Raw genomic sequence first — 14,617 nt, 5'->3', positions numbered from 1 at the left:
TACTAAAACTCACAATTTATTATTTTAGCACGACCCAAGTTAAGTTCAGGAAATCATCTCATGATACGTCACTCAACTACTCATGCCTATTTGCCTGAATAATACTTCTTTAGTCTTCTTGTCACTATTGCCAAACCTTTAAATTGATACCGATCACAAATACATAAATCAAATCAGACGCCTTAATGAGACTCAAATCACACTTCACACCATGAGTCTCACTAACGATTAACTCACACGTGACATGCTTCACATTAATAAGACTGAACTACAGTTATCCTAAGTTCGTTGCTAAGCTCATATAAATTATTATTTCTAGCGTTATTTTGGCTTCTCTATTTGAATTAATACTATAAATGACAAATACTTATTATTTAATTCTATAATAAATAACTTTGCTATTCGCCATTTTACTTTATTCATTATCTGGAGTAAGACAATGAATTTAAAACGATTACTTCCCTGTATTGCCGTGCTGACCAGCTTACCTGGTTTCACCGTTAATTCGATGGAATTAAACATCGCTACAGTAAACAACGGTCATATGATCGAAATGCAGAAGCTCTCTTCTGAATACGAAAAGCTGTACCCGGATGTAAAACTAAAATGGCATGTCTTCAAAGAAGGCAGTCTGCGTATGCGCGTTATTGCGGATATTGCAGCAGAAACCGGCAATTATGATGTTGTCACCATAGGCATGTATGAAACGCCTATCTGGGCACAGCGCAACTGGCTGACCCCGCTGGAGCCTTCTGCCAAATATGATCTGGACGATCTTCTTCCAGCCGTAAGAGACGGCTTATCACTGAATGATAACCTGTATGCCGCCCCGTTTTATGGTGAAAGCTCCATAACAATGTACCGTAAGGATCTGCTTGAAAAGCATGGTCTGGCTATGAGTGAGCGCCCTACATGGGAACAGGTTCGCGATATTGCGGCCAAAATACATGATCCTGAAAACGGCGTTTACGGTATCTGCCTGAGAGGAAAACCAGGCTGGGGTGATAACATGGCCCTGGTTACTACTATGGTTAACGGTTTTGGCGGTCAGTGGTTTGATATGGACTGGAATCCGCAAATTAACTCCCGCCAGTGGCAGGACGCGGTCAGCTTCTATATTGATCTGCTACGTGATTACGGCCCGGAAAACTCGGTTAAAAACAGCTTTAACGAGATTTTGTCCCTTTCCCGAGAAGGCAAATGTGGTATCTGGGTTGATGCTTCCATTGCAGCTTCCTTTATCTCTGACAAATCCAAGAGTGACATCGCCGATGAGTGGCACTTTGCTCAGGCTCCGTATCAAGTCACTAAAAAGGGAGCGAACTGGCTGTGGGCATGGGCTCTGGCTATACCAAAGGGTTCTAAAAAGCTTCAGGCCGCACAGGACTTTATCTCCTGGGCAACTTCGAAAGAATACATTGAGCTGGTCGCCAAACATAACGGCTGGTCAAACGTTCCGACCGGCACACGCCAGTCTACCTATGAGAATCAGGAATTTCTCAAGGTTGCCGGTAAATTTGCCAACTCTGAGCTGCACGCTTTAAGTTCAGCAGACCCAATTGAGAATACCTTCTATGAGTCTCCGTATCAGGGTATTCAGTATGTTTCGATTCCTGAGTTTATCTCTATCGGCGGTATTACAGCTCAAAAGGTCGCTGAAGCTCTGGATGGTAAGATTGGATACAAGCAAGCCCTTGATGCAGCGCAAAAAATCGCGGAAAGAAAGATGCATCGTGGCGGCTACTTTGAGGAAGCTTCTGAAAACTAACCCGGCTCTAAGATGTATCTGGATTAAGCAACAACACTTTTAGCCCTCTTTGCCAAACAAGGCCTGAGGGCTTTCTATTTCCGTTTCTGGTCACATAAATATCCGCGTAAGAGAGAGTATTAATCAGCGCCTGATCAAAAAATGAGATATAGGGTTAAAAATCAGCAAAATGCCACTTACTACTAAAGAGGTATATAGTGTATGTTATTCCTCTTACTTGGCTTCAGGTGGAATTATTATGGCTGATATTGATAAGTTTTCAGATGAGCTTGATAAACTGATAGCGGATACAGAAAACTATTTAGATGATCTGGGAAGACTTTTGGGCAGCAAGCCTGAGAGCCAGACCAACCCTGCAACACCAATCCATTCAACAGAAAAAAATAAGCCGGAAGATCCCTTCTGAGGTAAGGTTCGCCATATCATTCGTTTCAAACTATTTGTCAGTATTCTGAGAAATCAGTGCTTTTGCACGTTAAGCTCGCTTCGCTGAACTAAACTAAGTGATAGTTATTACTCTATTCTGGGGGATACTATGCACTTAGACAACAGCGTCCTGATCCTGATGTTCGTCATCTTGTCCCTTTTGCTTGGTGCTCTGGTTAAGTCCCTGCCAAGATTACTAATCTCTCCTTATAGTGTTGTTCTTCTTCTGGCCGGGTTATGCATAGGTTTATATAGCCGCAGTGCTCATATGCAGCAAAATCTGCCTGAACTCAATCTGGCATTAACAGGACTGGCACAGGTTGACCCGCACCTTATCCTGCTTCTGTTTCTTCCTACGCTGATTTTTGAGTCAGCCTTTGCCATGGAAACGCACCTGTTCAAGCGGATGTTCAGCCAAATCCTGATACTTGCCGTGCCGGGGCTTATCATAGCAACAAGCCTGACCGCCGCTCTGGCTTACTATTTCTTTCCATGGGAGTGGAGCTGGACTGTCTGCTTTTTGTTTGGTGCACTTATCAGCGCAACCGATCCGGTTGCTGTGGTGGCACTGCTAAAAGAGGTCAGCTCACGTAAGCGTCTGGAGACTCTGATAGAAGGCGAGTCACTCCTGAACGACGGTACCGCCATCGTTCTTTTCACTCTGTTTTATGGTCTGCTTACTGCTCAGGGCGAAAGCGGGATAAGCATGCTGAATATTTCCGGTAACTTTCTATCTGTGGTTATTTTTGGCATGCTGACTGGCCTGCTTACCGGCCTGATTGTGCTCTGGTGGGTGGGTAATCTGTTCAATAAACCTGTGATAGAAATAACCCTCACCATCTCAGCCGCCTATATTGCCTACTTTATTGCGGAGAATATGTTCCATGTCTCCGGTGTGGTTGCGGTTGTCACCCTTGGGCTGCTTCTTGCCAGTATTGGCCGTACCCGTATTTCTCCGGAAGTGTCCGGATTCCTGCACCGCTTCTGGGAAATGATGGCGCATGTTGCCAATACCCTGATCTTTATTCTGGTTGGTATCATCATCGCATCCCGGATCCGGCTGGATGTGATGGAGTGGTGGATAACCCTGGCAGGGCTTTATGTTGCAATTCAGCTAATCCGGGCAACGTCCGTGGTTATCTTTATGCCGCTGCTAAAACGCATCGGCATTGGTATCAATAAACAGAAAGCCATTGTTCTGGTCTGGGGGGGGCTTCGCGGAGCGGTGGCACTGGCGCTGGCACTTATTATCGCTCAGGACAAAGTGATACCCAAAGAAGTCGCTGACCAGATCCTGTTTCTCACCGCTGGCATTGTTGTGCTGACCATAGTTATCAACTCCAGCACCATGACCATGGTTCTCAGGTATCTGGGACTGGACAAGCTGCCACCAGCCAAACAGGCCAGTCTGGACAAGGCGCAGTTTACTCTGAAACAACGCCTGCTGACCGAGCTTCCAGAAATACAGAAGAACGAATTTTTGCAGCGGGCCAACTGGCGAGAGCTGACCAAACCACTTAACGATGTAAAAGCGCCGGATGAAAAGAGCAGCAGCCAGAAATGCAGCGAATCGGACCTGCGTATCGCCTTTCACCGCCGTTTGCTGGAGAGCGAACGTCAGTTTTACTGGACCCAGTTTAAACAAGGCGTACTAAATGGCATGACAACCCGGCAACTTATCAACGCCGTTGAAGTTGCCCTTGATGACAACCCGCAGATATCGCCAAGGCAGACTCTGTTCCGCTCCTGGAATACCCCCGGCTATATGCGCTGGTTTAATCAGTTCTCACTGATGAATCGCGTTATCATCCACTTCTCCTTTGAAAAGCTGGCCCTTAACTATGATACGGCCCGTGGATTTCTGATGGCGCAGAAAGAGATGGAGAAATTTATCCCGTCACTGGCTCCGACCCCTAAAGATGCCGACGACACGCTAAAAGATATCGACCTGAACAAGCGCTTTACCCGCCGTTACATTCAGGAATTAAGAGAAAACTTCCCGGATCTTTCATTCAGTCTGGAAACCCACTCTGCGCAGTGCCTGATGCTCAATCTGGAGCGGGTTTATCTGCATAAACTGGTTGAGGAAGGCGTACTGGATAAAAGTGAATCCGAACATCTGACCATGGAGATAGAGACCAGGCTCGCTCACCTGAAGCCTAAACCGCACAATGTCAGCGTAAAAGAGATCAGCGAACAGCTCGCATCCATGCCCTGGGCTAAAGGCATACATAAACGAACCCTGATTTCTCTGGGGAAAATTGCCAAAAGGCAGATCTATAATGAAGGCGAACTGATATTCCGCCAGAACAAGGCCGCGTCATCGGTTGCAGTAATTATGCACGGCAAAGTGGATATTCTTTCCACCACTAACGAAGAGGTTTTATCCTGTGGTCAGTTGCTTGGCCTTTACGCCTTTCTTGCGGGAAATTATAAGTGCAGCGCCAAAGCACTCTCTGTGGTAGAGGTGATCTGGCTGGATATTGAAAAACTCAGAAAAATTGTGGCAAAGGATAATTATCTGGGGGAAGTATTTGCTCAGAAAATAGAACACGAAACCCACAAATAATCAGAGCCGGGCTAAGCTTCCAGACTTAACTGAACTGAAGGATTAAGCTTAGCCTGCTCGCGTTTTGCCTGATACGCAGAAGTCTCTTCGCTGAACAGCTCTCTCAGATAATCGAAGGTGGTCACCGGAACAATCTTCTTAATGTCATCCCAGCGGTTCTGGAACAGCAGATTACGTACAAGAGACGCTGAAATCGGCAACTCTGCTTCTTCACAGCGTGGAATTTCAATCAGGGAAATAGGATCAGACTCCAGCGTTGGCGTTGCCAGCCACTGATGCATCTGCTGGTTATAGAAGTTAGTCACCTTGCAGATAGGCTCTGTACCCACAAACCGGTGGGTAATACCCAGTGCCGGAGCCAGATAGCTACGGAACAACTGTAGATCTATCGCGGTATGGGCAAAGTTAATAATGCCTTCGTCTTTCAGGAAATAGCTCGGAAAAGTCGCACGGGAGATCATATAGTCGGATCCCGGGTGAACAATCACATTGCCAAATTCTTCCACACCGGCACGAATCATATTCAGGCGGTCTTCATAATTAAAGAAGGAACTGTCCTCTTTCACCACAAACAGATGAACCCAGTCTGACTCTTTAGATGCACGTTCTACAAGGTATCTGTGCCCCAGAGTGAACGGGTTGGCATTCATTACAATACTGCCGATCTTATCGCCCTGCTGTCTTAGCGTCGCGAGCTTATTGCAGTAACGCTGAAGGCGATTTTTACTGTTTTCCAGAAGAATTACGCGGTCTTTTACCGAAGTAAGCAGGTAGAAACCCGCATTATGGAACATCTGATAATTTTCAGGCTTAGTATAGATAAACAGATTATACCGGCCCATATCGTAGGCCTGAGTGACCAGTTCGGTAAGCAGTTTGGTTGAGAGTCCGTTGCCCTGATGTGAATCGTCAACGGCGACAGATTTTATCGTATTCCCGGCTAAACCACCGCAACCAACAATGCTGTACTCATGGTACGCCACAACAAAAAACTCGACATCCACGTCCACTCCCAGATCCATTTTGTCCAGAAATGCACGCACTCTATCCATCTTTTTGCTGCTGCCGTTGATTACTTTCTCAAAGTGGTATGAATCAAGCACCGGTCTCTCTCAAATAGTTAGTGTACGAACGAATTATCCGCCTATTTTTAAGCCAAAAGCATGACTTACGTCATGTGATTAACAAGGAAAATATTTTTTATATGGTGTTTATGAATTTATTTATTTGGACAGTTTAAAAACAGACAGGCCAGCCCGGTAATAACTCCGGACTGGCCTGTATTTTATCGATAAATTTTCTTATGCAGTCTGAGCTTCTGCTTTTCGGCTACGAAGCATACCAATGATTGGCAGAGCAATCGAAAGTACAGTAATCGCAATCAGAACCTGAGCTACTGTTGAGTGGCCAAATACCGACAGATCCTGGTTAGAAATACGGTATGCCTGACGGAACGACTGCTCCATGGTACCGCCCACGATGACCGCCAGAATCATTGGCGCTGTCGGGATATTTGCACGCTTCATCACAACACCTGCCACACCAAGGATAACAAGGATATAGAAGTCAACAACCGAGTTACTGATAGCGTAACAACCGATAAACGCAAGACCCAGTACAATCGGGTACAGTACTTTAGGTGGAATTGCCAGTACACGTACCAGAGCACCTGCCAGCGGGATGTTTACAATCGCAAGGATAAAGTTCGCAACAAACATACTTGCAATCAGACCCCATGCCGTTTCAGGGTACTGAGTGAACAGCATTGGACCAGGCTGAATACCCAGCATTAGCAGCGCACCCATCATTACCGCTGTTGTACCTGAGCCAGGAACACCCAGTGAAAGCATTGGAATCATCGCACCGATAGAAGCGGCGTTGTTCGCAGATTCCGGCGCAGCAAGACCTTCGATAGCACCGTTACCAAACTCTTCTTTGTTCTTAGACAACTGCTTCTCGTTGTTGTAACACATCAGTGAAGCCATAGTACCACCTGCGCCCGGAAGAGAGCCGATGATAAAGCCTACAGGCGCACTGCGCAGGATAGGCCATTTTGAACGAGGCCAGTCGTCACCGCTGATCCAGATACGCTTGAACTTAGTCTGTGCTTTCTTAGTACCCTGACTAAGAGAACGGAAGCTCTTGAACACTTCACCCAGCGCGTAGATACCGATAATCACAACCAGGAAGTCTACACCTGTCTGCAGTTCAAGGTTGCCGAATGTAAAGCGTTCTACACCGGACTGAGCATCGATACCGATTGTCGCAATGGACAGGCCCACAACCATGGAAAGGAAACCTTTCAGCATATTGCCCTTAGACATAGACGCCGTCATAGAAAGCGCCGCAACCATCAACAGGAAGTACTCAGCAGGACCAAATTTTAGTGCAAAGCTTGCTACAGGCTCCGCCAGAAGGGTCATCAGAACCGCTGCGATAGTACCACCAATCAGGGATGCGATTGCCGACATTGCCAGAGCAGATTCCGCACGCCCCTGCATCGCCATCGGGTAACCGTCAAAGGTGGCAGCCAGAGCAGCACCGTCCCCCGGAGTATTAATAAGAATCGAACTACGTGAACCACCGAACATGGCACCGATATAAACACCCGTCATGGTGATCAGTGCTGCGGTCGGACCCATAGCAAATGTCATTGGCAGCAGAACCGCTACACCAGTTGCAGGGCCAAGGCCCGGAAGCATACCAACGATAGTACCCAGCACACCGCCGATAGTAACAAGGAACAGGTGGTATGGCTGCAGTGCCACACCAAAGCCGTTCATAAGGTTCGCTAAAACATCAGTCATCGTAATGTCTCCTTATTCCATAAACGGTAGTGGTGGAAGGCTGATGCTTAATAGCGTAGAGAATACGAAGTAAACACCAACAGAGAATAGAACCGCGATAATCGCGTTTTTAACCATAGTTTCTTTACCACTGGTAATCGTCAGCATGGCAATCATGAACAGGAAAGTACTGATTACATAACCAAGGTGCTCAAAAACTAATGCGTAACCAACGGAGATGATGCAGGTATAAAGGATACGACGACGGTCGTTTTTCTTTACTTCATCTTCATTGATAAGATCTGTCCACGCCATTACTGACGCTTTAAAGTCACTTTTAACGAGCAAAAGGATGCCAATTAAAATAGAAATGGCTGAAATGCCAAGTGGAAAATAAATTGGGTCCATCGGATTACCGAATGCAGCGCGAGGCATTGAGTACGACATATAGCCGTAAATAAGCCCGAAACCTACACCGAATAAACCAGTGAATGCATCCCAATTCGGACGAACAGTTTTGTTTTCCATAGGATTTATCCTTATGCCGGAATTTCTTGATAAAACATAAGTTGAGGGGAGATAAGAAGGAGAAGCTCCTTCTTATCTTTATTGAGTTAACCGATTACTTGCCAAATACTTCAGAAAGAATTTCTTTGTACTGGTCGTTAGTCTGAGCAAGGAACTTAGTGAAGTCCTGACCATTCTGGTATGCCGCATCCCAGCCGTTACGCTTACGAGCTTCAGCCCACTCAGGAGTTTCAACCATCTCTTTCAGAGTCTTGTTCCAGTAAGTCACAGCGTACTCAGGCATATCTTTAGGACCGAACAGACCACGCCAGTTTTCGAATGTCGCATCGATTCCCTGCTCTTTTACTGTCGGGATTTCTGCGACAACACCTTCACCGATACGCTTGTCAGCTGTCTGAGCCAGACCGCGCAGGTCGCCACTCTTAACCAGTGATACAACGTCACCAAGACCGGTAGAGATAAGGTCAATGTGTCCGCCAAGAACCTGCGCAACCGCACCACCATCCTGGAATGAGATGTAGTCAATCTGGTTCAGGTTAGGAACACCAGCAGCTTTTGCAATCATAAGGAACTGGATGTGGTCCATACTACCTGCAGAAGAAGTACCGCCGATTTTTACACTCTTAGGATCTTTCTTCAGTGCTTCCATTACTTCGTTGATAGAAGTGTACTTAGAGTCTTTTGAAACAACGAAAGCAGCGTAGTCAGTGATCAGACGAGCAAGTGGCGTTGTATCTTCATAGCTGAACTTGCTTGAGCCGTTCAGGTGAGTCAGAAGAATCGGTGGTGAATAAACAGAGATAAGGTTATCTTTGCCTTTCTGAGTCTGCATGTAAGCCAGGTTTACTGCACCGCCGCCGCCAGGACGGTTAGTGACAGGCATATTAGACTTAACAAGTTTCGTGTCTTTCAGGGTCTTAGCCACGGTACGGATTGTTAAATCCCAGCCGCCGCCTGCGCCAGAAGGAGCAACCATTGACATCGTTCTTGGTGGGTAATCTTTCGCCATAGCACTGCTTAAAGGCATAGCCGCAACAGAAGCAACCGCTGCACCAATCATTACGCTTTTTAGTTTCATGTTCATGGAACTTCCCTATTATGGTTATTTAATTTAATTTCAATCGGAGGGTTATTTTTTCTTCCTGCCGAGTTGATGGTTAAATTATTCGCGAAACATGAAATAGGTAATGTGATTTAAAACTCTTAAAATTTGGTCTTTAATGCGTCAAATGGCGTAAATGACTTTTATAACCCTCCAAAGCAATTAACTTATTGATAAAAAATAGAAATCAACAAATTCCATTAAAATAACGCCATAGAGTTATTGCTTCATGGCGTTAGTTTGTATTTTTTTAAAGTATTAAAAACTCAGAGTAAAACTAACTCCCCACTCCTGCCCTGCCTCACTAAATCCTCGTGAGCCTCGATGATCCAGATTATCAAATACGTTTTTAACATAAAGGGAAACTTCACTGTCTTTTACAAAGGCATCCAGGTATCTCAGGTTGAGATCAAGGTAATCGATGGTACCTTCTTCTTCATCAGCAGAAATGAGTACACCACTGAAACCCCGGTAATGTGCATTAAGTGAAAACTGATTTGTCACGTCGTAGTCAATACCCAGATTCCACATAGTATCCGGAGTTCGCAAGGTTCTCTGGCCGGTTTCAAACATTTCAAATCTTTCTGCGCCTCCTAATGTTGTAGCATAAGGCGAAGCGTACTCTGCATTCTGGTAGGTTAGATTGCCATAAAAGCGCAGATATTCAGTGGGCAGATAGGCTAACTCCAGCTCCACACCACGTGAACGTATTTTCTCGATATTACCGTACCAATATTGGTAACTATTAAAACTATCGGGTGGAGCAGTGGCATCCCTTCCTATTCAGGTGAAACTGTCTTTAGCCTCAGCATAAAACAAAGTCGCAGCTACATTGAGTTTGTCGGTTTGGTAGTTAAGCTGTAGTTCATTGGTCGTTGTCGTTTGCGAAGTATCGGTACCTGAAGCATATATTTTCTGACCTGTTGTTTCATCTACGGTGAAAAGTACCCAGCCATCACCAACATTGTATACACGCTGAGGACGAACGATACCTGTACTGTAGGCATACCTCAGATTCCAGTCGGGAGACAGGTGATATATCGCTGAAAGACGAGGCATCACATCGGTACTGTCACTACGCAAATCATTTCTCTCGACTCTAACCCCCGCAGTTAGTGCCAGATCATCAAAGCCCCGGTATTCTGTCTCTGCAAAAAAAGCATATGCGCGCTCGATCCCCGGCAACCTTTCCGCCTGTGTTACAGCATTGCCGGCAAAATCGATCAGGCTCCAGTGCACTCCCGCTTTGCTTCGCCAGTCATCAGCCTGATGGCGAACAATCACATCAGAGAAATATTTTTTCTCCGCAAACTCATCACCGAGATATTGGTCGTTCGAAAGAGAGGGAAAATAAGCTACGGTCAGATATCTTCCCACCGATTGTCCCACGTAGTTAGCCGAAGCCTCAAGGCTGTAGGCGTCATTGAGCTGCCAGCTATGCGCGATTCCTAATGACTCTATCTCCATCCTGCGGTCGCCGACAACATCATTGTCTAATTCCGGAACATAGGTGTCATGAAGGTAAAACTGAGTACCAGCATAAGCAAGCCTGGCATGACGGGCCAACAGAGTCAGATCCTGATAAGAGCCTTTGAAATGGATATCATGACTGGGCCGCAAAGCATCCCAACCTACATAAGAACTGTTATTGTGGCCAATAAGGTCAGCATCGCTTTCACTATAGGTGATATTGAACATTGCATCACCCTGATCAAACCGCCTGCCCCAATTTAGGTTCGTAATATGGCGATTGTCCCTGAACTGATGATCATAAGTGGCACTAAAGGTGCCATACTCCCCGGCCAGGCTGTCCAGTTCGCTGCCGTCATAGGTTATGATATTGATAACACCAGTGGATGCATCGCTACCCCATAATGTTGAGCTTGAGCCCCGCACTATCTCTATACGTTTAACATGGTATAGATTTGGAAAAATGTGCTGCGAATCGATACCGTAAGCATATTGAAAGTTTTGCGGCACACCATCTAAAAGAAACAAGACCCCGCTGCTATTACCGGTCAATGCCCCGCGGTGGTAAACATATGAAGGCAATACCTTATTACGGTAATCCATAAAGAATCCGGGAATACGTTCCAGTACCTCACTAAGGGATTTCAAGCCCTGCCGTTTAATCTGTTCTGCAGTGATGACCGTCATCACAGATGGGGCTTCTTCGATAGAGGTGAAATCACGGCTGGCGGTATAAACCTCAATAAGCTGCAATTCTACCAGAGATAACTGAAGGAGTTGTGACAGGCCAATGTTTTTATCATTTTTGGCTATAGCGAAAGGTAACATCGTTGCAAATAAGGCTGAACATAATAGCAAACAACTCAAGATATAATTGCCGTTAATTCGGGATTTTCCGTCCATGGCAACCTCCATGAAAGACATAACACATGCCTTACTGTGTCATCTATCAGTATAGATAATGCCGCCTTATTCACCACCTATATTGTGGGGATTTATACCGACAGGGTTCGGGAAGTTACTATTTAGTATTTACGGTTTCTACGGATCCAGACGACCGTTTTCAATCAGCCACATCTCCTGGCAGATACGCCGGGCGGCCCAGGCAACATCGGAAACAAAAGAGATATTGCTCACGCCGCTAACTACACCACCAACCACGGGAACAACCTGCAGTGACTTGCGTTGTGCCAGATATTGACCAAGCTGTTTGCTGACTCCACGGGCACTAAATACACTCTTACTAACAGCTTTAGATATCAGGGTATCGCGCACAGCATCTTCACTGATTTCATAAATGACCACTTGCTCCACCTCCCTGACCAACTCAAGCGACTCTCTTTTTTCGCTTCTGTTCCCTGCGCTGGATACAGCCAGAACTCCCAGCACAAACTGTTGATTCAGGTTTTCGAACCCATAGCAGAGGCCGACTTTATGAATGGTCCTTAAGGAAAGGGTGATAAGTGTAGCCAGATCAAGAGGAACTCCGCCCACCCCGGTAGCACCAAAAACACCACCACTGGCTCCGGCCATACCGTTCGCCCAGTTATGGACGCTTTTGGCCAGGGCGTCGCACTCCTCAAGGTTTTTGTGTCTCAACTCTTTTATAGAGGAAACCTTAGCCTCTTTTAATATATCTTTGGAATTAAGTGAGCCCTGGGAAATGGAATCAAACCCATCAATCGCCTTTTGGACAAGCGTTGTAGGTATGACCTTTGAGGCAAGCCATGACAGAGGTTTAGTAACAGTAGAAAGTGTCTGGCTGGCCAGACCGGGCTCTTCCTGCTTCCATTTTTCAATTTCAGCAAGCTGTTCCTGTTCATATGCGTCCATAATAGCTCAGAACTCCTGATTCATTTTCTCCAGACATGTCAGCAGCACATCTTCCTGATCCGGCTTCAGATCTCTTGTAAGATCTTGTACCAGATCCAGGTGTAACTGATTGTGATGGTGGTGGATTTTTTGCCCTTCTTCAGTCAGTTTTACCACAATAGCCCGGCGGTCGTTAGGGTGAGCACACCGCTCAATCACACCAGCATTAACCAGTTTTTCGATCTGAACCGTCAAAGTGCCCGTTGTAATTCCCAGCTTCTGTGCCAGCTCTTTCATTCTCAGAGCACCGTGAATACCCAGTACCTCAATCGTATGTACCTGCGCCAGAGAATACCCGGTTTCTCTGACCACAGACTGCTCCCATGAGGACATCTTGTCGTAAAATTCTGTCAGCGTTTGGCTCAGTTTTTCTAGTTTTTGCATAATGGCGTTTAGTGAACTTCAATAGTCAGATGTCGGATCTTATCAAACTGTGAAAGAATTTGTTGATATTCGTCCACGGTTTTATCGCAATTAGATACTAACGTAACCGCAGCGGAATAGTGATGCCCGCTGACTTTCCATACATGAATATCTGTAACTGTAGCAAATGGAGCCAGAGCAGCCTTAATTCTTTTCATGTAGGCCTTCTCGATATTCTCGTCCAGCAAAATAGGAGCACTTTGCTTCATTAAACCCAGAGTCCACTTACCTATGACAAGCGCACCAACAATTCCCATTAGCGCATCCAGCCAATTCCAGCCGTAATACTTACCAAATAACAAAGCGACGATCGCCAGAATGGAGGTTAAAGCGTCTGCCAGTACATGCATATAAGCGGCTCTGAGATTATGGTCGTGATGATCATGCTGGTGACGCTCATGCGAATGACCGTGTCCGTGGTCATGATGATGCTCATGAAGTAAAAACATACTGGCCAGGTTAACAGCAAGACCGATAACGGCTACCATTATCGCTTCGTTAAACTGAATCGCCTGAGGATTAAACAGGCGGTGTACAGACTCAATCACCATCAGCAGAGCCACAATGCCCAGAGCTATCGCACTGGTATAGCCTCCTAAGACGCTTACCTTGCCTGTGCCAAATGAAAACCTTTCATCGTATGCATGTTTTTTTGCATAGTGATAAGCAAAAAGAGTAATACAGAAAGCCGCAGCATGTGTTCCCATATGCCAGCCATCTGCCAGTAACGCCATAGAGCCAAAGAGAGTACCTGCCACAATCTCTGCAATCATTGCGGTGACGGTGAGCAGCAGAACATACAGAGTTCGTTTTTCACCCCGCTGACTATGAGAAGTAAAGTCGTGTTGATGTCCGATTGCTGTATTCATAACATTACCACATTGTTTGATTATCAAATTATTTGCAATAAACTATAGTTTGACCATCAAACATAGTCAATATGTTACATCGTTCAACCTTGAGATTTTTATGGTATCATCGCGCCCCTCCAGTTGAGCATGTAACCAGAACCACTATATGAACCACACACTTGAATTCTTTTCCTCATCATTTCTTGCATTTGGAATGATTTTTCTTACTGAAATCGGTGACAAAAGTCAGCTAGTATGTATGACCCTGGCCTCAAAGCATAAGGCTAAACCTGTCGCAATTGGCGCGATAACGGCGTTTTCCCTACTTAACATTCTGGCAGTAACTGTTGGTGGCAGCTTATCTCGCTTTATCCCTGAAACCTGGCTTACCATTGCTGCTGCTTGTTTATTTATAATGTTCGGTTTGCATTCGTTACTCGCCAGAGAGGACGAAGAAGATTCTCAGGCTAATAAGAAGATAACTACACGCAGTATATTGATTACTACCTTTATGTTGATCTTTCTTGCCGAACTGGGTGACAAAACTCAGCTAGCCGTAGTGACCATGAGCACAACGCATCTGCCTCTGCTAGTGTGGCTTGGCGCAACTTTTGCCTTAGCTACGACTTCCCTGATGGGAATATTTGCGGGTCGTAAGCTGTTAGCGCGACTCAATATTAACCTGTTGCACAAAATAAGCGGCCTGTTTTTTATTAGTTTTGCCATAGTGCTACTTTCAGATTTGTACTGACTCCCACTTCTAGCATCTATAGGTAATACGGAGCCATTAGGTGAATAGTATTGTCTATCTTGGTAAGGCTC

11 protein-coding genes and 1 pseudogene are annotated in these 14,617 nt (G+C 45.7%); 4 read left to right on the top strand and 8 right to left on the bottom strand.

From position 1 onward, the window contains the following. The first annotated feature begins 439 nt into the window (after nucleotides 1–439). The 3 genes from L3Q72_RS22205 to L3Q72_RS22195 all read left to right on the top strand — a co-directional run bounded on the left by L3Q72_RS22205 (nucleotide 440) and on the right by L3Q72_RS22195 (nucleotide 4,763). Nucleotides 440–1,768, top strand: a complete 1,329-nt coding sequence (locus tag L3Q72_RS22205) for a sugar ABC transporter substrate-binding protein (protein ID WP_275132740.1) — start codon at nucleotides 440–442, stop codon at nucleotides 1,766–1,768. Nucleotides 1,769–2,006: 238 nt separating this feature from the next. Beyond that, on the top strand, nucleotides 2,007–2,174 hold the full coding sequence (locus tag L3Q72_RS22200; protein WP_275132739.1) for a hypothetical protein: 168 nt from the start codon (nucleotides 2,007–2,009) through the stop codon (nucleotides 2,172–2,174). 129 nt (nucleotides 2,175–2,303) lie between these two features. Then, complete coding sequence (locus L3Q72_RS22195) at nucleotides 2,304–4,763, top strand: cation:proton antiporter (protein ID WP_275132738.1); 2,460 nt, start codon at nucleotides 2,304–2,306, stop codon at nucleotides 4,761–4,763. Between the two features lie 11 nt (nucleotides 4,764–4,774). Here the strand turns inward: L3Q72_RS22195 and citC are convergent, their stop codons facing one another. The 8 genes and pseudogenes from citC to dmeF form a co-directional block, all read right to left on the bottom strand. Beyond that, on the bottom strand, nucleotides 4,775–5,866 hold the full coding sequence (gene citC, locus L3Q72_RS22190) for a [citrate (pro-3S)-lyase] ligase (protein WP_275132737.1): 1,092 nt from the start codon (nucleotides 5,864–5,866) through the stop codon (nucleotides 4,775–4,777). 198 nt (nucleotides 5,867–6,064) lie between these two features. Then, entirely contained in the window at nucleotides 6,065–7,570 is a 1,506-nt protein-coding gene (locus L3Q72_RS22185) for a tripartite tricarboxylate transporter permease (RefSeq protein WP_275132736.1), read from the bottom strand. A 12-nt stretch (nucleotides 7,571–7,582) separates the two neighbouring features. Further along, nucleotides 7,583–8,077, bottom strand: coding sequence for a tripartite tricarboxylate transporter TctB family protein (locus L3Q72_RS22180; protein WP_275132735.1), 495 nt, complete (start codon nucleotides 8,075–8,077; stop codon nucleotides 7,583–7,585). Between the two features lie 94 nt (nucleotides 8,078–8,171). Continuing rightward, nucleotides 8,172–9,161: a tripartite tricarboxylate transporter substrate-binding protein gene (locus L3Q72_RS22175; protein ID WP_275132734.1), complete on the bottom strand. Its 990-nt coding sequence runs from the start codon at nucleotides 9,159–9,161 to the stop codon at nucleotides 8,172–8,174. A 276-nt stretch (nucleotides 9,162–9,437) separates the two neighbouring features. Beyond that, nucleotides 9,438–11,336: pseudogene (locus tag L3Q72_RS22170) on the bottom strand (TonB-dependent receptor). A 354-nt stretch (nucleotides 11,337–11,690) separates the two neighbouring features. After that, on the bottom strand, nucleotides 11,691–12,482 hold the full coding sequence (locus L3Q72_RS22165) for an EcsC family protein (protein ID WP_275132733.1): 792 nt from the start codon (nucleotides 12,480–12,482) through the stop codon (nucleotides 11,691–11,693). A gap of 6 nt (nucleotides 12,483–12,488) precedes the next feature. Then, nucleotides 12,489–12,905, bottom strand: a complete 417-nt coding sequence (locus L3Q72_RS22160) for a MarR family transcriptional regulator (protein WP_275132732.1) — start codon at nucleotides 12,903–12,905, stop codon at nucleotides 12,489–12,491. 8 nt (nucleotides 12,906–12,913) lie between these two features. Further along, a complete protein-coding gene (gene dmeF, locus L3Q72_RS22155) occupies nucleotides 12,914–13,813 on the bottom strand; it encodes a CDF family Co(II)/Ni(II) efflux transporter DmeF (RefSeq protein ID WP_275132731.1) in 900 nt (299 codons plus the stop codon). Nucleotides 13,814–13,961: 148 nt separating this feature from the next. Between dmeF and L3Q72_RS22150 the strand changes: the two genes are divergently transcribed. Beyond that, nucleotides 13,962–14,546, top strand: a complete 585-nt coding sequence (locus L3Q72_RS22150; protein WP_275132730.1) for a TMEM165/GDT1 family protein — start codon at nucleotides 13,962–13,964, stop codon at nucleotides 14,544–14,546. The last annotated feature ends 71 nt before the right edge of the window (nucleotides 14,547–14,617 follow it).

This window comes from Vibrio sp. JC009 (genome assembly GCF_029016485.1).
Classification (GTDB): Bacteria; Pseudomonadota; Gammaproteobacteria; order Enterobacterales; family Vibrionaceae; genus Vibrio.
The sequence above is the reverse complement of the archived record's forward strand: the minus strand, read 5'-3'. Positions and strand labels throughout refer to the sequence as shown.

Excerpts from the sequence above, each read along its gene's own strand:
- L3Q72_RS22160 (WP_275132732.1), bottom strand. The coding sequence starts at position 12,905 with ATGCAAAAACTAGAAAAACTGAGCCAAACGCTGACAGAATTTTACGAC.
- L3Q72_RS22175 (WP_275132734.1), bottom strand. The coding sequence starts at position 9,161 with ATGAACATGAAACTAAAAAGCGTAATGATTGGTGCAGCGGTTGCTTCT.
- L3Q72_RS22180 (WP_275132735.1), bottom strand. The coding sequence starts at position 8,077 with ATGGAAAACAAAACTGTTCGTCCGAATTGGGATGCATTCACTGGTTTA.
- L3Q72_RS22165 (WP_275132733.1), bottom strand. The coding sequence starts at position 12,482 with ATGGACGCATATGAACAGGAACAGCTTGCTGAAATTGAAAAATGGAAG.
- dmeF (WP_275132731.1), bottom strand. The coding sequence starts at position 13,813 with ATGAATACAGCAATCGGACATCAACACGACTTTACTTCTCATAGTCAG.
- L3Q72_RS22200 (WP_275132739.1), top strand. The coding sequence starts at position 2,007 with ATGGCTGATATTGATAAGTTTTCAGATGAGCTTGATAAACTGATAGCG.
- L3Q72_RS22205 (WP_275132740.1), top strand. The coding sequence starts at position 440 with ATGAATTTAAAACGATTACTTCCCTGTATTGCCGTGCTGACCAGCTTA.
- L3Q72_RS22185 (WP_275132736.1), bottom strand. The coding sequence starts at position 7,570 with ATGACTGATGTTTTAGCGAACCTTATGAACGGCTTTGGTGTGGCACTG.
- L3Q72_RS22195 (WP_275132738.1), top strand. The coding sequence starts at position 2,304 with ATGCACTTAGACAACAGCGTCCTGATCCTGATGTTCGTCATCTTGTCC.
- L3Q72_RS22150 (WP_275132730.1), top strand. The coding sequence starts at position 13,962 with ATGAACCACACACTTGAATTCTTTTCCTCATCATTTCTTGCATTTGGA.